Source organism: Ectobacillus funiculus (assembly GCF_004138295.1).
Taxonomy (GTDB): domain Bacteria; phylum Bacillota; class Bacilli; order Bacillales; family Bacillaceae_G; genus Ectobacillus; species Ectobacillus funiculus.
Genome location: NZ_SCFM01000008.1, coordinates 36,444 through 59,677 on the forward strand (window position 1 = coordinate 36,444; position 23,234 = coordinate 59,677).

General features: G+C 41.1%; 20 protein-coding genes. 14 read left to right on the forward strand and 6 right to left on the reverse strand.

Annotated elements, in window-relative coordinates:
• Window positions 1-290: 290 nt before the first annotated feature.
• Window positions 291-1,040: a type I methionyl aminopeptidase gene (gene map, locus EP737_RS07975; protein WP_129727443.1), complete on the reverse strand. Its 750-nt coding sequence runs from the start codon at window positions 1,038-1,040 to the stop codon at window positions 291-293.
• A 228-nt stretch (window positions 1,041-1,268) separates the two neighbouring features.
• Here map and treR point away from each other — a divergent pair, with 228 nt between their 5' ends.
• The 8 genes from treR to treC all read left to right on the forward strand — a co-directional run bounded on the left by treR (window position 1,269) and on the right by treC (window position 11,412).
• Entirely contained in the window at window positions 1,269-1,973 is a 705-nt protein-coding gene (treR, locus tag EP737_RS07980) for a trehalose operon repressor (RefSeq protein WP_129727444.1), read from the forward strand.
• Window positions 1,974-2,252: 279 nt separating this feature from the next.
• A complete protein-coding gene (locus EP737_RS07985; protein WP_129727445.1) occupies window positions 2,253-3,821 on the forward strand; it encodes a spore germination protein in 1,569 nt (522 codons plus the stop codon).
• Window positions 3,822-3,854: 33 nt separating this feature from the next.
• Window positions 3,855-5,069: a Ger(x)C family spore germination protein gene (locus EP737_RS07990; protein WP_129727446.1), complete on the forward strand. Its 1,215-nt coding sequence runs from the start codon at window positions 3,855-3,857 to the stop codon at window positions 5,067-5,069.
• Window positions 5,066-5,299 (forward strand): hypothetical protein, encoded by a 234-nt coding sequence (locus tag EP737_RS07995; RefSeq protein WP_129727447.1) that lies wholly within the window; start codon window positions 5,066-5,068, stop codon window positions 5,297-5,299. Before EP737_RS07990 ends, EP737_RS07995 begins: the two co-directional genes overlap by 4 nt.
• Window positions 5,283-6,440, forward strand: coding sequence for a GerAB/ArcD/ProY family transporter (locus EP737_RS08000; RefSeq protein WP_342772892.1), 1,158 nt, complete (start codon window positions 5,283-5,285; stop codon window positions 6,438-6,440). Before EP737_RS07995 ends, EP737_RS08000 begins: the two co-directional genes overlap by 17 nt.
• A gap of 61 nt (window positions 6,441-6,501) precedes the next feature.
• On the forward strand, window positions 6,502-7,596 hold the full coding sequence (locus EP737_RS08005; protein WP_129727448.1) for a GerAB/ArcD/ProY family transporter: 1,095 nt from the start codon (window positions 6,502-6,504) through the stop codon (window positions 7,594-7,596).
• A 531-nt stretch (window positions 7,597-8,127) separates the two neighbouring features.
• On the forward strand, window positions 8,128-9,534 hold the full coding sequence (treP, locus tag EP737_RS08010) for a PTS system trehalose-specific EIIBC component (RefSeq protein WP_129727449.1): 1,407 nt from the start codon (window positions 8,128-8,130) through the stop codon (window positions 9,532-9,534).
• A 213-nt stretch (window positions 9,535-9,747) separates the two neighbouring features.
• The gene (treC, locus tag EP737_RS08015; protein WP_129727450.1) at window positions 9,748-11,412 is read left to right on the forward strand and encodes an alpha,alpha-phosphotrehalase; all 1,665 of its coding nucleotides are present in this window, start codon (window positions 9,748-9,750) and stop codon (window positions 11,410-11,412) included.
• A 162-nt stretch (window positions 11,413-11,574) separates the two neighbouring features.
• On the opposite strand, the gene EP737_RS08020 is transcribed toward treC, so the two are convergent.
• The 4 genes from EP737_RS08020 to chrS form a co-directional block, all read right to left on the reverse strand.
• Complete coding sequence (locus tag EP737_RS08020) at window positions 11,575-12,594, reverse strand: DUF3231 family protein (RefSeq protein ID WP_129727451.1); 1,020 nt, start codon at window positions 12,592-12,594, stop codon at window positions 11,575-11,577.
• A gap of 116 nt (window positions 12,595-12,710) precedes the next feature.
• Window positions 12,711-13,250: a chromate efflux transporter ChrA gene (gene chrA / locus EP737_RS08025; protein ID WP_129727452.1), complete on the reverse strand. Its 540-nt coding sequence runs from the start codon at window positions 13,248-13,250 to the stop codon at window positions 12,711-12,713.
• Window positions 13,247-13,834, reverse strand: coding sequence for a chromate efflux transporter ChrB (gene chrB / locus EP737_RS08030; RefSeq protein WP_281278879.1), 588 nt, complete (start codon window positions 13,832-13,834; stop codon window positions 13,247-13,249). The genes chrA and chrB overlap by 4 nt, the downstream gene beginning before the upstream one ends.
• An 18-nt stretch (window positions 13,835-13,852) precedes the next feature.
• The gene (chrS, locus tag EP737_RS08035) at window positions 13,853-14,356 is read right to left on the reverse strand and encodes a chromate efflux transcriptional regulator ChrS (protein WP_425455866.1); all 504 of its coding nucleotides are present in this window, start codon (window positions 14,354-14,356) and stop codon (window positions 13,853-13,855) included.
• A 186-nt stretch (window positions 14,357-14,542) separates the two neighbouring features.
• On the opposite strand from chrS, the gene EP737_RS08040 reads away from it, so the two are divergent.
• Both EP737_RS08040 and ggt read left to right on the forward strand, forming a co-directional pair.
• Window positions 14,543-15,790: an MFS transporter gene (locus tag EP737_RS08040; RefSeq protein ID WP_129727454.1), complete on the forward strand. Its 1,248-nt coding sequence runs from the start codon at window positions 14,543-14,545 to the stop codon at window positions 15,788-15,790.
• Complete coding sequence (ggt, locus tag EP737_RS08045; RefSeq protein ID WP_129727455.1) at window positions 15,787-17,367, forward strand: gamma-glutamyltransferase; 1,581 nt, start codon at window positions 15,787-15,789, stop codon at window positions 17,365-17,367. Before EP737_RS08040 ends, ggt begins: the two co-directional genes overlap by 4 nt.
• A gap of 180 nt (window positions 17,368-17,547) precedes the next feature.
• Here the strand turns inward: ggt and EP737_RS08050 are convergent, their stop codons facing one another.
• A complete protein-coding gene (locus tag EP737_RS08050) occupies window positions 17,548-18,330 on the reverse strand; it encodes a DeoR/GlpR family DNA-binding transcription regulator (RefSeq protein WP_205650899.1) in 783 nt (260 codons plus the stop codon).
• Window positions 18,331-18,826: 496 nt separating this feature from the next.
• Here EP737_RS08050 and EP737_RS08055 point away from each other — a divergent pair, with 496 nt between their 5' ends.
• From EP737_RS08055 to EP737_RS08070, 4 genes are all read left to right on the forward strand, one after another.
• A complete protein-coding gene (locus EP737_RS08055; protein WP_129727456.1) occupies window positions 18,827-19,942 on the forward strand; it encodes an MDR/zinc-dependent alcohol dehydrogenase-like family protein in 1,116 nt (371 codons plus the stop codon).
• 87 nt (window positions 19,943-20,029) lie between these two features.
• Window positions 20,030-21,310, forward strand: coding sequence for an MFS transporter (locus EP737_RS08060; protein ID WP_281278880.1), 1,281 nt, complete (start codon window positions 20,030-20,032; stop codon window positions 21,308-21,310).
• A 452-nt stretch (window positions 21,311-21,762) separates the two neighbouring features.
• Window positions 21,763-22,227, forward strand: coding sequence for a ribose 5-phosphate isomerase B (gene rpiB, locus EP737_RS08065; RefSeq protein ID WP_129727457.1), 465 nt, complete (start codon window positions 21,763-21,765; stop codon window positions 22,225-22,227).
• 1 nt (window position 22,228) lies between these two features.
• Window positions 22,229-23,233, forward strand: a complete 1,005-nt coding sequence (locus tag EP737_RS08070) for a dihydroxyacetone kinase subunit DhaK (RefSeq protein WP_129727458.1) — start codon at window positions 22,229-22,231, stop codon at window positions 23,231-23,233.
• The last annotated feature ends 1 nt before the right edge of the window (window position 23,234 follow it).

A 23,234-nucleotide genomic window follows, 5' to 3' on the forward strand; every position in this document is an offset into this window, starting at 1 on the left:
ATTTCCTGTTGGCTAAAGAGGAAGAAGCCTAGAAGATTCAGGAGGAATAAGGGTTTAAAGGAAAAAGGAGCTTTGTTATCTAAATATTTTAATGTTATAAAACATTACATGAAATGAAGTTTTTAGGAAGTGAGGTGTTTAGGGAATATAACTAATCAGTCAAAATCATATCTGCTTAGTGGGCGAATTCCTACAAGTGCATAATGGAGAACTTTCTTAAAGTGTAAAATAGGACACTCTTCCGTGCAGTGCTGCAGAGAAGAGTGTCCCGTTTCCATAAGATTATTCCCTTAATCTAGAGCAGTTAAAATAATTGGTTCACCTTTGGTAACAACAATTGTATGCTCGCATTGTGCTACCAAGCTTTTATCCGGTGTTACAAATGTCCAGCCGTCACCTAGCTCAACAATATGGTTTGCTCCTGCGGAGATAAACGGCTCTACTGCTAATACAAGTCCATCCTTTAGCAATGCCCCGTCACGCGGATCGAAGTAGTTTAAGATATGCTCTGGTTCCTCATGGAGGCTGCGGCCGATGCCATGACCGGTCAGGTTTTCGATAACAGCAAGCCCATTTTTACGTGCCTCGTTAAAGACGGCACGCCCAATTTGGTTACGCTTCGCACCAGCTCTTGTTTTTTTCATCGCTGCCCAAAATGCATCCTCTGCAACCTGGCATAGCTTTGCTTTGAGCTCATCTCCTTGCCCAACTACAAAGGAAATGCCGGTATCCGCGTAATAGCCGTCGAGCGCTGCCGAAATATCAATATTTACAAGATCACCATCTTGAATCATGCGATCCCCAGGGATACCATGCGCGACTTCCTCGTTAACACTGATGCATGTGATGCCTGGGAAGTTATATTCCTTCTCTGGCGCAGATTCTGCACCATGCTCGTCAAGGATGCGTTTACCGATTAAATCGAGCTCCTTCGTTGTCATGCCGGGTTTTGCCAATCGCTTCATTTCCTCACGCGCGAGAGCGACAATTCGTCCGATTTTTCGTAATCCTTCCAAATCCTGTTCATTTCTAATGATCATGATAAACCTACCTTTTCTCTGAAGTGTATCTCACATGATAGTATCATTTTTCCCTAGATGATGACAATTGCCGCCTCTAAATAATGATAATATATGTGGCGGAGAAGTTTTGTGATAAAGCAGCTAAAAGTCTTTGTATTATACACCATTAGCCATGTAGGGCGCTTTTTTTCCTGTCGCCGCAAACAATGGTATACTAAGGTTATATAGAAAAAAGGAGATTTTTGAATGAGCAAGTACGAAACGATATATAACGCAATCATAAAACAAATTGAAGGCGGTAAACTGAAAGAAGGAGACAAGATCCCATCAGAGACAGAGTTAATGGCACAGTTCGATGCAAGCCGCGGTACGGTGCGCAAAGCGGTGGATCTATTGCAGGAGCGCGGGTATGTGCAAAAGATTCATGGTAAGGGCGTCTTCGTTCTTCGTAAGAAAAATATTGAGTTTCGTCTTGGCGGAATTGTAAGCTTTAGAGAGGAAAATGAACGGCTCAATCGAAATATTGTAACCAAGGTAGTTGAAATGCAGAGGCTGTCTGCTGACAAGGCTGTTGCGAAGCTTCTGAATGTAAAGAGAAAAACAGAGATTGATCTAATTAAGCGTGTTCGTAATATTGATGGGGAGAATGTGATTTTAGACGTGAACTATTTTGTCTCTGATATCATACCTGACCTCACCGAGGAGACTGTACAGGCCTCAATTTACCAGTATATTGAACAAACGTTAAGTCTGCAAATTAGCTATGCGCACCGGGTAATTGAAGCACAGCCCTGTACGGAAGAAGACCAAAAATACTTAGACTTAAATGGGACAGATTATGTAATTGTCGTTAAAAACTATACGCATTTGTATGATGGACGGCAATTCGAATATACAGAATCACGACACCGCCTGGATAGATTTTATTTTTCAGATGTGGCTCGTCGCTAGAAGCATACCCAGCAATGGGTATGCTTTTTCTGATGCTTTCATCTTTTTTCTTCAAAGGTATGGGCAGGCGAAGAAATTGTCAGAAAATCAATATCTGGCAGGATTGTATGGGATATGTCATTGAACAAGATCTTTGTATATACATAAAGCAATTATAGTGTTTAAGAGCCTGAAAAAATTCCCAATAACATAGGATAGTTTTTATTGGTACATCACAAGATAAAGGTATGTTTTATCATGAATTTTCATACAACCTTGAACAAGAGGAAGGCGCTGTACATGTTATTTCGAAAAAATAGAAAAAGATTTCATAAGAAAGAACAACTCCGTACACAAGAATCGCAAGCTATAGACCAACAGACACTGCTTTCTTCAGAGCTGGATGAAAATCTACAGGTTCTTCGCTCCATGTATCAGGATTGTTTTGATGTTGTTTTCCGTACGTTTTTAATTGGCGGACAAACAAAGGCCGCTCTTATTTATATAGAAGGATTATCGAATAACGCGGAAATCGATGATCAAGTGATTGCTCCCCTTATGTCAGAAATAGAAGGGGATTTCTGTAATCCATATGAGCTGTTAGAGGAAAAGCTACATATTTCAAAGATGAGAGAAATTAAGACGCTTACGGATTGTATAGAGAATATCTCCGTCGGACATCCCGTGCTTTTAATACAACAGGAGGTATTTGGATTAGCCTTTGGACTGGCTAAGTGGGAAAAGCGAGCAATTGGAGAACCGCAGGCAGAGAGTGTTGTGCGGGGACCAAGGGAAGGCTTTGTGGAAACCTTGGGGATCAATACGGCTCTCCTGCGACGAAAAATCAAAAGTCCTGCCCTCAAAATGAAACCGATGACAATCGGGCGCTATACCAGCACTAATATTGTAATTGCCTACATGGAAGGACTTGCGGATCAAACTCTTATTGAGGAAGTAGAAAATCGATTGCAGAGAATTGAAATAGACAGTGTATTAGAAAGCGGGTATATCGAGGAGCTGATTGAAGACAATCCCTATTCACCCTTCCCGCAACTCATTAATACAGAACGTCCTGATGTAGCCGCTGCTAATCTCTTAGAGGGACGTGTGGTGATTCTAGTGGATGGAACTCCTTTTGTTTTAATTGCTCCTATTAGCTTTTTTTCCTTGCTTCAGTCGCCGGAAGATTATTACCAGCGTTATCTGGTGAGTTCAGCCATTCGTTTGTTGCGCCTTGTATTTATGGGGTTCTCTCTTACCCTGCCTTCACTTTATGTGGCCGTTCTTACATATCACCAAGAGATGGTGCCAACATCCTTGTTAATTAGCGTGGCATCTTCACGGGAGGCTGTTCCGTTTCCTGCTTTAGTGGAGGCGCTAATGATGGAGGTTACATTTGAAGCATTGCGTGAAGCAGGGGTTCGGCTGCCAAAGCAGGTCGGGGCTGCTGTTAGTATCGTAGGTGCTTTAGTTATCGGTCAAGCAGCTGTTCAAGCTGGTCTGGTTTCGGCTCCGATGGTCATTGTTGTTGCAATTACAGGAGTTGCATCCTTTATGGTGCCGCATTATACCCAAGGGATTGCATTGCGGATGCTGCGCTTTCCGATGATTTTGCTCGCCGGATCGCTCGGTTTACTTGGGGTTATGCTTGGGGTGATTACGATTGTCGTTCACTTATGCACATTGCGTTCCTTCGGGATTCCATACCTTACACCTATCGCTCCGATGAAAGGGAATGAGGTGAAAGATACCTTGATTCGGGCGCCATGGTGGATGATGAATACAAGGCCCCATTTAACTGGGGAATTTAACCCGTATCGACAATCTTCCGGGCAAAAACCGGATCCGAGTAAGGGCGGCGAGCAGTAGAGCAAAAACATGATGAGAAGGATGTGAACAAGAATGAACCTTTTTCTATGTCGAAGCATCATAAAACTAGCTATCATTCTTCTCTTGGTTTTTGTTTCCTTTTTGCTTACTGGTTGCTGGGACAGGAGAGAGGTGAATGACACAGCACTAGTATTAGGAGCGGCTATTGACAAAGAAGAAGGGAAAAACATCAAGCTTACGGTGCAGGTTTTGGTTCCACGGGCTGGGGGCGGTGGTCAAATGGGAGGAGGGACAGGAACAGGAGGTTCAGGCGCTCAGGTTTTGGTGAGATCAGCAGTGGGAGAAGATATGGCGGATGCTGCATCAAAGCTCCAGGTGAAATTTCCGCGAAAGCTTTTCTGGGGGCACTGCAAAACATATATTATCGGTCATAAGCTCGCTAAAAAAGGAGATCTTAATGAGCAGCTTGACTTTTTGATGCGCCATCCGGAACCTCGGGAACGCGCTCAATTGTTTGTTAGTTTTGGAGAAGCGGCTGGTATTCTAGAGTTCAAGCCTCCTTTAGAGCCATATGAGGGAGAAACGCTCCGGAAGCTAGCAGAAATGCATACCGGTGTGAATGTTACCGTGAAAGATTTTGAACAGATGATAACAGGTGATGCGGGGGCGGCTCTCCTGCCTTTGATTAAAAAGCTACCGCCAGAAAAGGGAGGAGAACCCAACGAAACAACTGCTTATATAGTAGGCACTGCTCTTTTTAAGAGAGATAAAATGGTCGGTTACATTGATATTTCAAGCACCAAAGGACTGCTATGGCTGCGAAATGAGATTGGAGTGACTTCAGTTACAATACATCCTCAAAAAGGGCAATCTATATCGTTGGATCCTATTCAAGAAACAACAAAGCTCCTCCCGACTATAAAGAATGGCAAGTGGAAGGTGCAGGTGAAAATCAAATCAGAAGGCGCCATTGTGCAAAATGGAAGCCGTCTTGACATTATGAATTCCAATGTTCTGAAGAGAGTGGAAAAGGATTTAGAAAAAGATATCACACAACGTATTAACCAGACTCTTACCCAAGTAAAAAAAGAAATGAATGTGGACGCGTTCGGTTTTGCGGATGCGTTTCATCGTAAATATCCGAAACAATGGAACAAGGTCAAAGATCATTGGGATGATGTGCTTCCGCAGGTAGATGTGAATGTAGACATTAAAACAAGGGTCAAACGGCCTGGTCTGTCCACCACACCAGCAGGCTTGAGGGAAAACGAGGTTGAAGAGAAATGAAATGGACAACGATAGCAGGAATAACAGTATGGGTGGTTCTTATCACGCTGTATGAATGGCCAAAAATGAATCGGAATCAGAACAAGGAAAAAGCGGCTTTTGTAATCCTAACAGCCATGGGGTGCCTGCTCGCTATCCTTCTCCTTTTCGTTCCGAATATAGCAGGGCCTACGCAAATGGTTACTAAGTTTTTCAAGCCGCTTGGTAAGGTGCTTGAGCGCAATTGGTAGCAAGGGATATGAACCAAAAGAAGGAGAACAGAGAATGATTGAAAAAGGGAGAATTTCTGCATTTCAGATGGCGCTGATGATGATACCAACGATAATGGCAACCGCTATTCTAGTCATTCCAGCGATTACGGGAAAATTTGCTGGGCGTGATATGTGGATCTCGCCGCTTTTGGCCTCCTTGAATGGATTTTTTACAGTTTTCATCGCGTATCAATTACATAGGCTCTATCCTAAGGAATCCATTATTGAATACAGTAGACATATTATTGGACAGATTCCAGGAAAAATACTGGGGTTTGTCTACTTGTTTGTGGTTTTGCACACATGCGGCATTATAGCTAGGGAGTATTCAGATTTCTTTATGGCTTCTTTTTTTCCTAAAACTCCGATGATGGTGATCATGGGAAGCATGGTTTTGGTCTGTGCCTTTGCAGTACGAGGCGGTGTAGAAGTATTGGGGAGAGTTTCTCAACTGTTAGTTCCAATCTTTACTGTTTCTCCGCTCCTGTTTCTTCTGCTCATGCCTGATTTACAACTAAAGAATATGCTTCCGATTATGGATCATGGCATGATGCCTTCCGTCTTTGGAGCGTCTACACCGATGGCTTGGTTTAGTGAAGTTTTTCTTATTTCCATGATGCTTCCCCTTGTAACAGATCATACAAAAGGGAGGAAATGGGGGATGCTTTCGATGCTTGTTGTGATGATATTGTCAGTTTTTGTGAATCTTATTGCCGTTTTTTTGTTGGGAGATTCGGTAACTAGACATAGCTATCCGGTGTTTTTGGCACTCAAATATATTAGCATTGCTGGTTTTTTTGAGCATCTTGAATCATTTGTGATAATGATTTGGGCAATGGGGTTATTTATCAAGATTTCAGTCTTCTATTATGTACTTGTTCTCGGAACTGCCCAATGGCTGCGTTTATCTGACTACCGTCCTATTGTACTCCCGCTTGGCCTTTTTATAGTTTTATTTGGTATATGGTCATCTTCTGACGCGCAGGAGCTGACCCGATTTTTAGGAACAATAGAACCTTTTTATCTAGTATCTACTTTCACAGTACTTCCGATGTTGTTACTGCTTATTGCCATCATACAGAAGAGGTTGAAAACTAAATCATATACTATAAAAGAATAACAATCGCTACTTTTATTCTATATATCCTATGCGTAATAACGGATATAAAGGAGAACGATAAATGATGCAGGAAAAAATAGGATCTGTCCAACTTTTTTATATAATGATGGCTTTTGAAGTAGGGAGTACAGTAATTTTTGGGTTAGGCGCAGAAGCAAGACAGGACGCTTGGTTAGTCATTCTAGTCAGTATGTTCTGTGGGTTGGTCTTAATGTGGGTGTATACCAAATTATTTGAATACTATCCAGGGGATACACTGGTACAAATGCTTCCTAAAATTGTAGGAAGATGGATCGGTTATCCATTGATGCTAGTTTATATTCTTTATTTTATTTATATAGCTTCACGAGTGGCAAGGGATTTTGGTGAGCTTATCGCCGGAACTATCTTGCCGAAAACCCCCACTATCTTTGTTATTGGCGGCTTTATGGCTGTAATTATGTACTGTTTATATGGTGGAATTGAGGTATTCGCTCGTACAGGGGAGGTCTTCTTTCCTTTTCTGTTTCTCATCGCAGTATTTACATGGGTTATCGTATATAGCTCTCATGTTGTCGATATACAACGGCTCACACCTATACTAGAAAAAGGAATTGGAACAGTATGGAACGCTGCCTTTCCGCTTACTATCTCGTTTCCGTTCGGAGAAATGGTACTATTTATGATGCTTTGGCCGGTGTTACATAATCCAAAGAAGGTAAAGAAAGTAGGCATGATGGTAGTTCTTGCAGCTGGCATTTTATTGACTGTGAATATGCTGAGCATCATTTTAGTCATAGGTCCTGATTGGGTCGGTAAGAAGACATATCCATTGCTTACGGTAGTGAGAATGGCATCTATTGGGGGCTTCGTCGAAGGCTTTGATGCAGTTGTAATTATCACGATGATAATAGGCGGATTCTTTAAAGTGGGTTCGTTTCTCTATGGTGCCGCAATCGGGGCTGCCCAGCTGTTTAAATTAAAAAATTATCGTGCTATGGTCCTTTTATTTGGTGCAATTGCAGTCCCTTTGTCATTTATGATTGCTGATTCTTATATCGAGCATCTAGAAATTGGGCTAAAGAAAGTCCCGATGCTTTTACATGTCCCCCTTCAGATTGTAGTCCCTGTTATGTTATTGATCATAACTGTAATTCGTAAAAGGATCGAGTCATAATGGGGAGTCATTATGACACTTCCTCTGTCTTCGCCTGGGGGGCAGGGGTTGCTAATCGGTGAGTGTTCTGTATCCTTTGCATTTTTTTAAGCTTGATAAGTTTGCTGGTTCTGGTGTACAGCCATCCCTCATTTGTTAGGACATAGATCTCATTCGGTTTGGCTATACGATAAACGTTTGCTTCCGCGCGTTCGTCTAGGCCGGATGGGTGTGCCATAAATTGGGCGTTACTTTAGCCTTTCTATCACCCTGGATCTCAATTCTCTCATCTTCACGGTTTGTGCCGGCCCACTTCAAGGTACTTGCAGAACCTCGGATATCTTCTCCAACCGCTATGCTCATAAATGAACCCATACATGCTTTACGAAGTGAATATATACCTTTTATTGAAGATAATGGGGATTGGTTAAAACAACAGATAACTCGTATATATAAGTGTTGACTAACTCGTATATATAAGTTAAGATGAAAACTGTAAACGCTACATGTAAACGCTATCTAAGGCGTTTCTAATATAAGGGAGGATTAATAATGAGCGATAAACATCGTCAGGTTGCTGAAGAGATACTTGTTCATGTTGGCGGTAAAGAAAACATTGCTGCTGCGACTCACTGTGTAACTCGTTTGCGCTTTGCTTTAAAGGATGAGAGTAAAGTAGATAAAGAGGCATTAGAGCAGATTGATTTAGTTAAAGGTTCCTTCTCTACAAACGGTCAGTTCCAGGTTGTTATCGGGCAGGGGACCGTTGATAAAGTGTATAACGAAATGGTTGGGATGACAGGAATCTCTCAAGCTAGTAAGCAAGAAATAAAGGATGAAGCGGCTAAAAAATTGAATCCGCTGCAGCGTGCGATTAAAACATTGGCAGATATCTTTATTCCAATTTTGCCAGCCATTGTAACAGCAGGTTTGCTGATGGGGATTAATAATATCTTGACCGGACCTGGCATTTTCTTTGATAAGAAGGCGTTAGTCGATGTCTATCCGCAATGGAAGGACTTTGCCAGCATTATTAACTTAATTGCGAATACGGCGTTTGTATTTTTGCCAGGCTTGATTGGTTGGTCCGCTGTCAATAGATTTGGCGGAAGTCCGCTATTGGGGATCGTTCTTGGTTTAATGCTCGTCCATCCTGATCTTCTCAACGCATGGGGATATGGAGCGGCAAAGGAAATCCCGAAATGGAATTTATTTGGTCTGGACGTCCAAAAGGTTGGTTATCAAGGTCAGGTATTGCCGGTATTACTTGCTTCTTATGTGTTAGCTACGATTGAAAAATTTCTAAGGAAGCGTATCGCAGATGCATTCCAGCTATTGCTTGTAGCACCGATCGCGTTATTACTAACTGGCTTTCTTTCATTTATCGTAATTGGACCAATCACATTTGCGATTGGCAACGTCATTACAAATGCAGTAGTAGGTATTTTCGAGGTGGCGCCGCTTTTAGGCGGACTTATTTACGGGGGACTTTACGCACCGCTCGTTATTACAGGGATGCACCATACGTTTTTGGCGGTGGACCTGCAGTTAATTGGAAGCACAGGAGGTACATTCTTATGGCCAATGGTCGCTTTGTCAAATATTGCGCAAGGTACGGCTGCATTGGCTATGATGTTCGTAGTAAAGGATGAGAAATTAAAGAGCTTATCCGCAACGTCTGCTGTCTCTGCTTATCTTGGTATTACAGAACCGGCTATGTTTGGTGTAAACCTACGATTCCGCTATGCCTTTATTTCAGCTGTCATTGGCTCCGCGCTTGCGGGTATGTTTATTTCACTTCAAGGTGTAAAAGCTGCATCCATTGGTGTGGGCGGTTTACCTGGATTCTTATCCATTTTCCCGGAAAAATGGGGAGCGTTTTTCATCGGTATGGTAATCGTGTTAGTTGTACCATTCGTATTAACTATAATCCTTGGAAAACTGCGTAAGGAAAAATAATCTATGCATCATTCGGAGCCTGTCACTTGCACAGCCTCCTAGTGCTGCTTATGCAGTGATATCACTATTAGCGGACAAGTTGCTCATAGTGGTATCTTGCACTGTAAGAAGGTATAAATTTCCGGCTAGAGGTGAACCGACGTAGTCGGAAATTTTAGAGGCGATGACATGAGTAAAAAATGTCTGCTTCAATAACAAATGGTGGTGGAAAAAATGAAACAGGACTGGAAAAAGTCTGTAGTATATCAAATTTATCCGAAAAGCTTTCGCAGTCATAATGGTGGTGCAACAGGAGATATAAAAGGGATTATCGAAAAATTGGACTATCTTTCCTTTTTAGGAGTCGATTATATTTGGTTAACTCCGATTTATGAATCGCCGCAAAATGATAATGGCTATGATGTAAGTGATTATTATGGAATTGATGAAAGCTACGGTACGATGGAAGAGTTCGAAGAGCTTCTTGAGGAATCCAAAAAGCGAAATATCGGCATTATGATGGATATCGTCGTGAATCATAGCTCAACGGAGCATAAATGGTTTCAAGAGTCGAAAAAGAGCAAGGACAACCCATACCGCAATTTTTACATCTGGCGTGACGAGCCAACGAATTGGGAATCCAAATTCGGCGGATCTGCTTGGAAGTATGATGAAATAACCGGACAGTATTACCTTCATTTGTTTGATACTACACAAGCAGATTTAAATTGGGAAAATGAAGAGCTGCGCAAGGAAGTATATAAAATGATGGCGTTTTGGGCGGAAAAAGGGGTGACTGGCTTTCGACTTGATGTTATCAATCTAATCTCAAAGGATCAAAGCTTTCCGAATGACACAGCAGAGGGCGCAATGAATGATGGGCGTAAATATTATACTGACGGTCCGCGTGTGCATGAATTCCTGCAAGAGATGCATGAGGAAGTATTTGCAGGCACAGATATTATTACGGTCGGTGAGATGTCTTCTACAACGATTGATAACTGCATCAAGTATTCAAACCCAGACCGAAAAGAGCTAAGTATGACGTTTAGTTTCCATCACTTAAAGGTAGATTACCCGAATGGAGACAAATGGACAAAAGCGGACTTTGATTTCTTGCAGCTGAAAGACATTATGTCAACATGGCAGAGGGGGATGTATGATGGAGGAGGCTGGAATGCCATCTTCTGGTGCAACCATGACCAGCCGCGTATTGTTTCTCGGTTTGGCAACGACACGATATATCGAAAGGAATCAGCAAAAATGCTGGCAACCTCCTTGCATATGCTGCAGGGGACTCCTTACATTTATCAAGGCGAAGAAATTGGCATGACAAACCCAGGCTTCAATTCGATTGATGACTACCGTGATGTAGAAACATTAAATATCTATAAATTAAAGCGGGAGCAAGGCATGAGCCATGAGGATATTATGGCCGCGATCCAGCAAAAATCCAGAGACAATTCACGTACGCCAATGCAGTGGGATGCTACTGAAAACGCGGGCTTCACATCAGGAACGCCTTGGATTGCAGCAGCTTCCAATTACAAGGATATTAATACAGAAGAAGCGGTCAAGGATCCTGATTCCATTTTACATTATTATAAAAAGCTCATTGAACTTCGAAAGCAATACGATGTTATTACGTATGGCAATTATGAGCTGCTGCTGGCAGATCATCCACGGGTTTGGGCGTATATACGTCGTACGGAGGATGAGGTATTGTTGACGGTCAGCAACTATTACAGTGAGGGAGCAGAATGGGTATTGCCAGAAGAGGTCAGCTTTGAAGGCTGGAACAGCGAAGTGTTGATTTCTAATTATGCAGACCCTGCTCAAGATTATAAGCATAGTAACCTTCGCCCATATGAGGCAATTGTATACCGTTTTACCAAATAATTGTTGGACTGTGAGGGTGTCCGAAAAGGTTAGCCATGTGCGCTATCTTTTCGGACACCCTTGTTCACATAAGATTACTTGGAGAAAGTTTAACTGTTGATTAGGAAAAAGAAACATCACACTGGAAAGCTTGTCATTTCTCAGTGTGATGTTTGTGAAAAGCTATGATAGGTTCTTTTTTTTCGTCAACGCTTCTTTATCTAGTGTCCCAGGTGGTTGCTCTAGCCAGCTATTTTGAATCATAATATTTGCACCATCCTTAGCATATTGTCCTATTTCAAGTGATAGCCGCTCATAATTGGTTATTAAGTCGCTTCGCTGGCTCGCTGCAGCTGCAGTCGCATAGTTTCCCATACCTGAAGTACTTAACAGTGTCATATGAAACATGGTCAATTTATCAGAAAAGGGCGGAATTGTCGAATCGGTTATAGAGCTATCGGACGACATAGGCGGTTGTATATCGTTATCCATAAGGATAGCAATGAAGAGTTTTACATGTTTTTTAGAGATGTCTCTTCCTCGTAACATCCATTGCTGAATGTTTTCTATGGGCGAGGTTTGGGCAAAGCTAATTGCCAATTTTGATCCTATTAAGTTGGTTTGCATATTCATGAAAAGATGAGAGATCTCAATAGCATTTAACGGTCTTTCTTTACTAAAGAGAGAAAACCCGCTTAAATATTTTTTGCTATCAACATAATCGGTTGTTGTTGGATAGGAAATATAAGGAGCTCTAACAAATATACCCTTTGATAGAGCCACATCAGAGCTTCTATCATATAACTCGGATAATTTCTCAAGACCTTTTATAAAATGGGTTCTTACATCTTTACGTGCGCTTATACTAATATAACCACTGTATGTAAGTAAACCAACCTTTGCCATATGGTTAAGGTATGTAAGCATAAACATATCCGTATATAGACGAGGAGCATTCATATTAACATCTTCACTTGTGAAACCTATCGGCATAGGTAAAGCCTCTTCTTTAAACAAATGAGTAAGCTTTTCTAAATTAGTAATTGCGGTATCATAAATAAATTGAACAATAGGTCGAATATCTTCATCTTCTACATCTTTCAGAAAATAGCTTAAAATACATTTGGCCATACTATTATTGATGTAAGATGTCCAAATCGCAGCAATTTCAGATGAAGTTAATTTGATCCGATTTTCATTCATATTGATTTTCCCCCAAAGAATAAATTTCTCAGCCAAAATTTATTCTTTACAAAAACTCATGTATTCATGAAAAAAGCCAAGAAAAATTAATTTTTCTTGGCTTTTTTGCATGTAAACTACAAATGTGGAAGAATCAGCCCACCGTATGTAAAGGCAGCAACGATAAGTAGGGCAGGATGAACCTTCCATTTTGTTAGCGCCAGCAAAGCAATAAGCGCAATAATGAGTGATTGCCATATTCCGATGGATAGGGCAGCATCCTTCATCATTTGCCAGGTTAGGACGGCCATCATAATCGCAATGACAGGCTGAACAAGTAGAGTCATTCCTTTTACGATGAGGGACTGGCGATGGCGCTGGATAACCTTTAATAAAAGGATAAGCGCAAGAGCCGATGGAAAAACAGTCGCGAATAAAGCAACAAAGAAGCCCCACCATCCATAGACATCATAGCCAACATATGCAGCAATTTTGGTTGCAATTGGTCCTGGCAATGCGTTTCCAAGTGCCAGCATATTTGAAAATTCTGTATTGGTTAACCAATGATGATGGGTTACAATCTCTGCATACATAAGAGGAATGGAAGCTGGTCCTCCGCCATAGCCAAGTACATTTGCAAGGAAGAAGCCTATCAATATATTAATCCAATCAGTCATACCGACATCTCCTTGCCTTTTGATTTGTTATGCTTACTTTTATCCTTGAGCTTGAAGTGAACAGCCCCATATGCGAGAAATATGACAATGACAATGGCAGGATGGATGGAAATCACCTGCAGCAGTAAAAAGGAAATGATAAAACAAAGCCCGCCAAGCCATTTCCCTAAGCCCTTCACAGCCTTTTCCGCAAACTCATAGGCCATGAGCCCAAGCATGACTGCAATTACCGGCATCACCGCTGCAATCATACCGCCCACAGCTTTTGAGTAGCTCAGGACATTTACAGCTGTGAGAAGCAGAATCATCGCCAAACACGTTGGCAAAATATGTGCCAGCACACCAGTAAAGGCGCCCAATACTCCTTTTTGTTTATACCCTAAGTAAGCTGCCATTTTTGTTGCAATTGGTCCGGGTAAAGCATTGGCGATTGCCAAAACTTCACCAAATTCATCATCCTCCAGCCAGCGGTAACGAGAAACGGCCTCATGGCGGATTAACGGAATAACCGAAGGACCGCCGCCAAACCCGAATATACCTGTGCGAAGCATCGCCAGTGTAAGCTCCTTATATGAACCTTTCACCTTTCTTCCCCCATTCGTCTATAACTTCATTCCCATACGGCTTTTATAGCGCTTAATTAAAATCTGACAGTCGACGCTTACTACCCCTTGAAGAGGGTACAGCTTTGTTGTTAAAAAAGTCTCCATTTCCTGATTATCAGTAAAAATCCCATGCATATGCAATTTGCTTGGTCCTGTCATATGATATAGGCTTGTAACCGCATGCTCCTCAGCTAGCCGATCAGCTACCGCCTCTAAATGCTGCGGCTCTACCTCCACGCTAAAAAAAGCAGATACGTGAATTCCAATTTTGGTTGGATTGATAACGGTCGTAAATTTTTCGATTACTCCCTTTTCCATCAAATTGTTAATACGAGACTGTACTGCTACACGTGATATTCCAATTTCCTTTCCTAAATCTGTGTAGGAGAGACGGCTGTTTTCATGAAGCCGGGACAGAATCTTCTTGTCTAGTTCGTCTAAAACCAGATTTGGAACATGATAGTCAGATGACAAAAAACTCACCTTTCCTTTCGTAATCATATTTGATAAATATTGATCTATTTGTAATTATATTAACATTTTTTTGTTCTTAATCAATAAAAATGAGTGATTATAATTTCGAAACGAAAGAAAGTGTGTAAGAAAATCTTCCGAGAATACAGCAGGGTGGAAAATGTGTTTATATAATGAGCTCATCATTTCCAAAAAACGTAAGGAGTGAAAGCGATGAAGAAAACACATCCTGCTGTGGTCATTTTCCTATTCTTTTTAGGGTGGGTGTTTATGTATGCTGACCGCAATATTTTGTCACCGGTGATGGGGGAGATTGGACAGCAATGGAATTTAGACAAGGCGCACCTGGGACTTATGTCCACTGTCTTTTTTGCTGCATACGCGTTTATGCAGATTCCAACTGGATTTTTAGCTGACAAATTTGGCCGAGTGAAGGTGTTGGTGACTGGATACATTTTATTTGGTGTTGCTACTTATCTGAGCGGTACGGCTGCCACCTTTGTCATGTTTCTGATGATGCGGGCTTTAACGGGATTAGGAGAAGGGACATATTACGGCTCTCAATACGGTATTTCTTCTAACTTAACTCCTAAAAAGTACCGTGGTATTGTATCAGCTCTTATCAATAGCGGTATGGCATTTGGGATTTCACTTGGTTTTATTTCCGCTAGTTATTTTACATATACATTAGATAAAGGCTGGCAGTTCTCATTTTACCTATTTGCAATTCCAACCATCGTAATTGCGATTTTAATTGGTTTATTTGTCCGTGATAGTCAGGGAGGAAATGAGAAGCAGCATGTGCAACAACAAGAGAAGGGGAATTTAAAGCTTTTATTCACAAAAAACCACATTTTCGTCTATATCATCATTTTTTGTTCTCTATATGGCTTTTTCGGAATGCTAACTTGGCTTCCGTACTACCTGCAAACCGCAAGAGGTGTGGATGGCTCACAAACAGGTATCATCTCTTCCTTGGTACCATGGGCTTCTATACCAGGTGCGATCTTCTTTGGGTTCATCTCAGATAAAATCAAAAGCAAGAAGCCGCTTATTATTGGTTTAGCCTTAGCCGGAGCCATTTGTCAGCTTGTAATTCCGTATACAGAAAATTACTCGCTGATGATTGTCGGTTTAGTATTGTATGGATTACTTGGAAAGCTTGCGCTGGATCCAGTTCTTATTTCCTATATTGCCGATATCACACCATCGTCAATGTATTCCAAGGTATATGGGTTCTTTAATTTTAGCGGTATGCTGTCATCTATCTTTGCACCATACATTACAGGCTATTTTGCTGATGTAACAGGAAGTTTGGAATTTGGTTTTTACCTATCAGGAGCTTTATTGATTGTCGGAGCGATTCTGTTTATGTTTACCGATAAAGGAATAAATAGAGATGATCGCTCTATATTAGGGATAAATAAAGATCATAAAACAGGGGAGGAACATGCGGTATGAATGAAGCTATGGTTGGAACGAAAACAATGGTTGTCAGCCCGCATTACTTGGCTTCCGCGGCAGGACAGAGGATTTTACAAAAAGGGGGAAATGCCTTTGACGCAGCAGTGGCAGTAAGTGCCTGCCTCGCAGTTGTCTATCCGCATATGACAGGGCTTGGGGGAGATTCATTTTGGCTGCTGTACAATAAGAAGGATCATAAGGCGCGAGCATATAATGGCAGCGGGAGATCAGGGTATAAGGTAACAAGGGAGTCCTTTGCTGGTTTTTCTTCGATTCCAACTCGCGGGATCAAAAGTGCCATTACCGTTCCGGGCATGGTTGATAGCTGGGATGCTGTATTACGGGAGTATGGCCGTCTTTCCCTCAGCGATGTCTTGGAGCCTGCGATTACGTATGCAGAGTCTGGCTTTCCTTTTTCAAAAAATCAGCATGTTAACACATTGCATACTATGGACGTATTGGCTCAGTATCCTGAAACAGCAGCTATTTTCTTGCCGAATGGTCGGGCTCCGCGCATAAATGAGAAGTTTATTCAAAAAGGCTTAGCTAACACATTAAAAGCTCTTGCCGAGCAGGGAAGGGATTCCTTTTATAAGGGCGAACTAGCGAGGCGGATTGTAGCGGGTCTGCAAGAAAAGGGCGGATTGCTGGAGATGGAGGATTTTGCAGCGCACAAGGGGAGCTGGACAGAGCCAATATCCTCTACCTATCGTGGCTATAATATCATGCAGGTGCCGCCAAATTCACAAGGCTTTGTTGGTTTAATGGCATTAAATATTTTAGAGAACTATGATCTTAAGACAATTCCACACGGCTCCTATGAATACTATCATCTGCTAGTAGAAGCACTGAAACGGAGCTTTGAGGATCGAAACGCATTCTTAACAGATCCTAATTTTGCTTCCATTCCTCTTGAGAGGCTATTAAGCAAGACATATGCAAAAGAAATGGCCCAATCCATCAGCCTCCAAAAGGTGCGGGATATCACGACACAGCCAATTGGAAGTGACACAGCCCATGCGGCTGTAGTTGATGAGGAGGGTAATGCAGTATCATTTATTCAAAGTCTTTATTTTGAATTTGGCTCTGGGATCGTTGCAGGGGACACGGGCATTCTTATGCAAAATCGCGGCTCCTTCTTTTCAATAGACCCGAATCATGTCAACTGCTTAGAGCCTCGGAAACGAAGCTTCCATACGTTAATGCCAGCAATGGCCTTTAAGGATGATAAGCCTTATGTGTTATATGGCACGCAAGGGGGAGAGGGGCAGCCGCAAACACAAACAGTTATAATTACAAGAATGCTAGATTATGGAATGAATCCGCAGCAAGCCATTAGTGAACCTCGGTTTGTCTGGGGAAGAACATGGGGAGAAGCCACACAGGAGCTGAAAATAGAGGGGCGGATTTCCAAGGAGGTTACAGCAGCGCTGCAGGCGGCGGGTCACCTAGTAAAACGGGTTCATGATCTGGATCAGGCAATGGGGCACGCAAATGCAATTTTGATAGATGAGCAAGGGTTTCTGCATGGTGGGGTAGATCCGCGGAGTGATGGGGCTGCGAATGGGGTATAGCAATGGAATTTAGTCCCCTATAAATCAAGATATGGCAACAACGGTTATGACAAAATATGATTTTGTATGAATTGATACATGCGTAGAAGCACTTTACTATAAAAAATATCCCTCTTCCAGTTATATGGGGAGGGATGTTTTGGTTGAAGATAATCTTTAATGAAGGAAGCAAAGAACGTCTCAGTAAATTGCTACTACCTTTACATCGATGTTGTGTTCTTTAAATTTCTTTAGAAGATTATCCTGCATTGCATAGTCAGTTATAATGGTGTCTACTTGGTCAATTGAAGCAAATGAAGCAATAGAATTTTTGTTGATTTTAGTATGATCAAGCAAGGCAACTACCCGATTTGCGGCATTGACCATAGCCTTTTTTAGCTCTACTTCATATACGCTGAAATCAGTTAAGCCAGATTCGAATGAAAAGCCATTGGCTGATGTAAACATCAAGTCGATATTAATTTGGCTTAAAATATTTATACCTAAGCTTCCCTCTAGGGAATAGGAGCCCTTTTTGACAATTCCGCCTAGTAGGATAACCGTAATATCGGGATGATCATGCAATTCAAGGGCGGTGTTAATTCCGCTTGTAACGACAGTTAGGCGAATTTGCATATCTCTCAGATAACGGGCAAGTTCCAGAGCTGTCGAGCTTGCGTCTAACATGATACATTGGCCCGGGGAAAGTAATTCTGCCGCTTTTTTTGCAATGGCAGATTTTTCATCCCTATTTTTTTGTTCCCGTGTGGAGAAGCTAGTTTCGTTATCTATATCATCTGGCAGAATAGCTCCGCCGTGTGTCCTTTTGAGGAGGCCTTCTTCCTCCATTTTAGTCAGGTCTGTTCTTAAGGTAGCTTCCGATACGTTTATTTCTCTTGAGAGATCCTTTATGATGATTCTTTGTTGTTCGTTTAATTTTTCCATTATAATCTTTTGTCTTTCTGGAGCAAACATTTTTCTCATGAGTCTCACCCTCGTGTATGTGTATTTTGTTAATGTATTTTTCGTTTTATAAGGTATAATTACAAAATTTGATATTAAACAACAATAAACAAAAACGGATTTTCATTTATAATAATATTACAACACTTATTAGATATAATGTAAATTATTTAATAATAAAAAATAAACGAAAATAAAACGAAAGATAACGAAAAAATAAATTGACTAAACGATAAAAAGTGTAATATAATGAAAACAATAAATCATCTAACGAAAGAAAACAACAAGAAGGAGTAAGGTGATCATGTAGAATGTGTGCTTATACTTGGTGTTAGATTATAAGGAGGGGGATAGATTTATTAAACCTTTCACTATCGCAAATGTAAGCGTTATCTGAAGGGTAGGGGTTGAATTCTTTTTATCCTACTACTCATAATTGGAAGTGCAGGTTCACGTAAAACCTAACTCAAAGAATTTAAAAAGCAAAGCATCTTATTAAACAAGGGAGAGATATATTATGTGTCCAATTACTGTCACAAATCAAGATCCTAATCAGGTTACTATTCCAAAAACAATGAAAGCTGTAGTAGCCTATACACCTGGTGATTATCGATTGGAAGAAGTCCCAGTTCCAGAGATTGGTGAAGGCGAAATCTTAGTAAAGGTTGAAGCTTGCGGAATTTGTGCAGGGGATTTGAAAGCATTTGAAGGCGCTCCAAGTTTCTGGGGAGATGCGACACAACCGGCTTATATTAAAGCACCGATGATTCCAGGACATGAATTTATTGGTCATGTTGTTGCATTGGGTGAAGGAGTAGAAGGATTTGCGATTGGAGATCGAGTGATTTCTGAACAAATTGTTCCTTGTTGGAAATGCCGCTTCTGTAACCGTGGTCAGTATTGGATGTGCGAAAAACATGATTTATATGGATTCCAAAACAATGTAAATGGTGCAATGGCTGAATATATGAAGTTTACGAAGGAAGCAATCAACTATAAGGTTCCAGAGGACCTGCCAATCGAGAAAGCCATTCTAATTGAACCGTATGCTTGTTCATTCCACGCAGTGCAGCGTGCACAAATTCAGCTTGGGGATGTAGTTGTACTTGCTGGAGCAGGAACTCTCGGCCTTGGAATGATTGGAGCTATTAAAAAATCAGGTCCAGGAAAATTAATTGTGTTGGATTTATTTGAAGATCGTCTAGAGCTTGCAAAGAAATTCGGTGCTGACATGGTTATCAACCCAGCAAAAGAAGATGCAATCGCTATTGTAAAAGAGTTAACAGATGGCTATGGCTGTGACATTTATATTGAAGCAACTGGAGCGCAAAAATCAGTTGAGCAAGGCTTAACGATGATTCGTAAGCTGGGTAGATTCGTAGAATTTAGCGTATTTAAAGATCCAGTTACAGTTGATTGGAGTATTATCAGTGATAGAAAAGAGCTAGATATATTAGGATCACACTTAGGCCCATATTGCTATGAGCACGTTATTAAAGGAATTGCAAATGGTGACCTCCCAACAGAAGGAGTTGTAACACATACATTGCCATTAGAAGAATTTGAAAAAGGCTTCCAGCTTGTTAAAAATGGATCCCAATCATTAAAGGTAGTTTTAAATCCGAATCTATAAGAAACCTTTAACTCAGTAAAGTGAGGAATAGTCTCCGGCGCATACTCAGGAGACTATTCCTGAAATAAGTATAAAGGAGGAAGACACGTGAATGGAGTGTTACAAAAACTAGGCTTGGATTCTAAAATGGCATTAGGTTTGTTTGGGGTATTAATCTTTATGATGGGGGACGGTCTTGAGCAGGGATGGCTTTCTTCCTATTTAATGGATCATGGCTTAACGGTACAAGAATCTGCCCTATTGTTTTCTGTATACGGTTTCGCGGTTGCAATCGCAGCATGGCTATCTGGGGTACTTGCTGAAATTTTAGGACCACGAAAAGCAATGATTATTGGATTATCTTTATTTGTAATTGGCACATTGGCTTTCTTGACAGTTGGGATAAAAGGCATGAATCTTGCTATTATGATTCCTACGTATTCTCTTAGGGGTCTTGGTTATCCATTGTTTGCGTATTCCTTTTTGGTTTGGATTACATACTATGCTCCAAGCGACAAGCTTGGTACGGCAGTGGGCTGGTTTTGGTTTGCATTTACGGGTGGTTTAAATGTGTTAGGTGCCTACTATTCTAGTTTTGCTCTTCCAATTTTAGGTGAAATCCATACACTTTGGAGCGCATTAATCTTTGTTGCGTTAGGCGCTACCATTGCGATTTTGTTAAATAAAGAAGATGCGAGTCAAAAAAATAATAAGAAGTTTGAAACGAAAGCGGAAGCTCTCAAATACTTGACAAAAGGGATTACTATTGCGTTTGAAATCCCAAAGGTTGGATTAGGCGGTCTTGTAAGAACAATTAATACAGCAGGAGCATACGGATTTGTTGTATTCATGCCAACATATATGATGGATGCTGGATTTACACGGACAGAATGGCTGCAAATTTACGGTGCACTTTGGACAACCAATATTGTGTTTAACTTAATTTTTGGTATCGTTGGTGATAAGCTGGGCTGGCGTAATACGGTTATGTGGTTTGGTGGAGTAGGCTGTGCGTTCTTTACTCTAGCATTTTATTATGTACCAGCGTTTATGGGAGCGAATTATATAGCAGCAACGATTGCAGCTGCAGGCTTTGGAGCATGCTTAGCCGGCTACGTTCCGTTATCTGCACTCGTTCCTTCATTAGCTCCTGAAAATAAGGGTGCTGCAATGTCAATTCTTAGTCTTGGAGCAGGATTAAGTACATTTGTTGGACCTGCAATTGTAGGCGTTTTCATTGGCAGCCTTGGTGCAGTGGGTGTAATTTGGATCTATACAGCTTTATATATAGTTAGTGCACTTTTAATGAGATTTGTTACTCTTCCTAAGATTGGAAAGGTAACTCAATCCAATGATTTAAATAATATTAAGCAGGCTGCAAGCAATTAAATGTTCATTGATAAATAAGGAGAGGAATCAGTTGGGATATATAGCGATCCAGCTGATTTACTCTTCTTTTTTTACACTGTAAGAAAGTATAAATTCCCAGCTAGAAGTGAATTCGGCGTAGTCGGAAATTTTAGGAATGCAGTATAAGTAGGGCTACGCCTCTGTCTTTACCGGGGAACAAGGCTCGCCAATCGGTGAGTTTTCTTTCAAAATAAGAAAGTATAAATTTTCGGGGCGATGTCTAGCTCCCAAGGCCAAAAATGGCAGGCTTTGTCTACTTTTCTTATATCTAAGTTTTTGTTTTGAAAAATGGATAAATAAAAACACAAACAAAAAATATCGAAAATAAACGAAAATAATCAATTGACAATTTTAAGAATAAATGAAAAAATAAGATTATAAAAATAAGCTTTCAAAAATCTAGTTAGAAAAATCAGAAAGGTGGATGTATAATGAAAATTGGATTAGGCTCCGATCACAATGCGTTTGAAATGAAAGAAGCTATTAAAGAATATATAAAAGAATTAGGTCACGAGGTGTATGATTACGGTTGTGCTGATTCTTGCAGCGAAATTGATTATCCTGAGGTAGCTTTCCAAGTTGCTAGCGATATTAATGCAAACAAAATCGAAAGAGGAATTTTAGTTTGCGGCACTGGTATAGGAGTTGCAATCGCAGCTGGGAAGGTACCAGGAATTCGCGCAGCTTTGTGTCACGACGTATATTCAGCCGAACGTGCTCAAAAAAGTAATAACGCACAAGTGTTAACAATGGGGGCTAAGGTAATTGGTATTGAACTCGCTAAAGCTGTTGTAAAAACATACTTAGAATCAGAATTTACTGGAGGAAACTCTGGACGTAAAATTCAACAAATTAGCGATAGAGAACAAGAATTCCTGAAGGGAGCAAGTGTCTAACATGAAAAAGCTTATTAATAATCCAAATAACGTCGTAGATGAGATGATAGAGGGCTACGTGAAAGCGTATCCCCAATATGTAAAGCAGTTACCAGAGAATAAGCGCTCCCTTGTAACAGCCAAAGAAACTCGCGAAGGAAAAGTGGGTGTATTAATTGGTGGCGGCTCTGGTCACGAACCTGCTTTTATGGGATATGTTGGAGACGGGATGGCTGACGGGGTTGCTGTCGGTAACATTTTTGCTTCTCCGCCGCCAGATCCAATCTTAGAAGTGACAAGAACAATTGATAAAGGCGCCGGTGTTGTGTACGTATACGGCAATTATGCTGGAGATGTAATGAACTTTGGTATGGCAGCTGATTTAGCTGATTTAGAATATGGAACTAAGGTAGGAATGGTATTAGTAACAGATGATGTAGCATCTGCTCCGAAAGAAGAAATTGAAAAGCGCAGAGGTATTGCGGGTGAGTTTTTTGTAACGAAGGCTGCTGGTGCAGCAGCAGAGAAAGGCTACGATTTAGAAGCAGTAGTAAGAGTTGCGAAAAAAGCAAATGACCATACACGTACAATGGGTGTAGGATTAACGCCTTGCTCTCTTCCACAGACTGGAAAGCCAAGCTTTGAACTTGAGGAAAATGAAATGGAAATCGGCCTTGGTCATCATGGAGAGCCAGGAATTGAAAAAGGCGAGCTTCAACCGGCTGATCAAGTTGCGGATCGTTTAGTCAATGATATTCTAGCTGATATGCCTTTGGAAAAAGGGGAAAAGGTAGCCGTTCTTGTAAACGGTTTAGGCTCCACAACACGTATGGAGTTATACATCATGTTTAGAAGAGTAGAGCAAATTCTTACTGAAAAGGGTATTGAAATTCACCGTTCTTACGTTGGGGATTATAGCACATCATTAGAAATGGGCGGTTGTTCTGTTACTTTAATTAAGTTAGATGATGAGCTAACGGAGCTTGTTGACCACCAAGCAGATTGTCCAATGTATGTTCAGAAATAAG

What these genes read in the sequence shown, in the direction of transcription:
- chrA (WP_129727452.1), bottom strand. Translation starts at nt 13,250, where the DNA reads ATGACTGATTGGATTAATATATTGATAGGCTTCTTCCTTGCAAATGTA.
- map (WP_129727443.1), bottom strand. Translation starts at nt 1,040, where the DNA reads ATGATCATTAGAAATGAACAGGATTTGGAAGGATTACGAAAAATCGGA.
- treR (WP_129727444.1), top strand. Translation starts at nt 1,269, where the DNA reads ATGAGCAAGTACGAAACGATATATAACGCAATCATAAAACAAATTGAA.
- ggt (WP_129727455.1), top strand. Translation starts at nt 15,787, where the DNA reads ATGAATGAAGCTATGGTTGGAACGAAAACAATGGTTGTCAGCCCGCAT.
- rpiB (WP_129727457.1), top strand. Translation starts at nt 21,763, where the DNA reads ATGAAAATTGGATTAGGCTCCGATCACAATGCGTTTGAAATGAAAGAA.
- EP737_RS08020 (WP_129727451.1), bottom strand. Translation starts at nt 12,594, where the DNA reads ATGAATGAAAATCGGATCAAATTAACTTCATCTGAAATTGCTGCGATT.
- treC (WP_129727450.1), top strand. Translation starts at nt 9,748, where the DNA reads ATGAAACAGGACTGGAAAAAGTCTGTAGTATATCAAATTTATCCGAAA.
- EP737_RS07990 (WP_129727446.1), top strand. Translation starts at nt 3,855, where the DNA reads ATGAACCTTTTTCTATGTCGAAGCATCATAAAACTAGCTATCATTCTT.
- EP737_RS08040 (WP_129727454.1), top strand. Translation starts at nt 14,543, where the DNA reads ATGAAGAAAACACATCCTGCTGTGGTCATTTTCCTATTCTTTTTAGGG.
- EP737_RS07985 (WP_129727445.1), top strand. Translation starts at nt 2,253, where the DNA reads ATGTTATTTCGAAAAAATAGAAAAAGATTTCATAAGAAAGAACAACTC.
- treP (WP_129727449.1), top strand. Translation starts at nt 8,128, where the DNA reads ATGAGCGATAAACATCGTCAGGTTGCTGAAGAGATACTTGTTCATGTT.
- EP737_RS07995 (WP_129727447.1), top strand. Translation starts at nt 5,066, where the DNA reads ATGAAATGGACAACGATAGCAGGAATAACAGTATGGGTGGTTCTTATC.
- EP737_RS08055 (WP_129727456.1), top strand. Translation starts at nt 18,827, where the DNA reads ATGTGTCCAATTACTGTCACAAATCAAGATCCTAATCAGGTTACTATT.
- EP737_RS08070 (WP_129727458.1), top strand. Translation starts at nt 22,229, where the DNA reads ATGAAAAAGCTTATTAATAATCCAAATAACGTCGTAGATGAGATGATA.
- EP737_RS08050 (WP_205650899.1), bottom strand. Translation starts at nt 18,330, where the DNA reads ATGAGAAAAATGTTTGCTCCAGAAAGACAAAAGATTATAATGGAAAAA.
- EP737_RS08005 (WP_129727448.1), top strand. Translation starts at nt 6,502, where the DNA reads ATGATGCAGGAAAAAATAGGATCTGTCCAACTTTTTTATATAATGATG.
- chrS (WP_425455866.1), bottom strand. Translation starts at nt 14,356, where the DNA reads ATGATTACGAAAGGAAAGGTGAGTTTTTTGTCATCTGACTATCATGTT.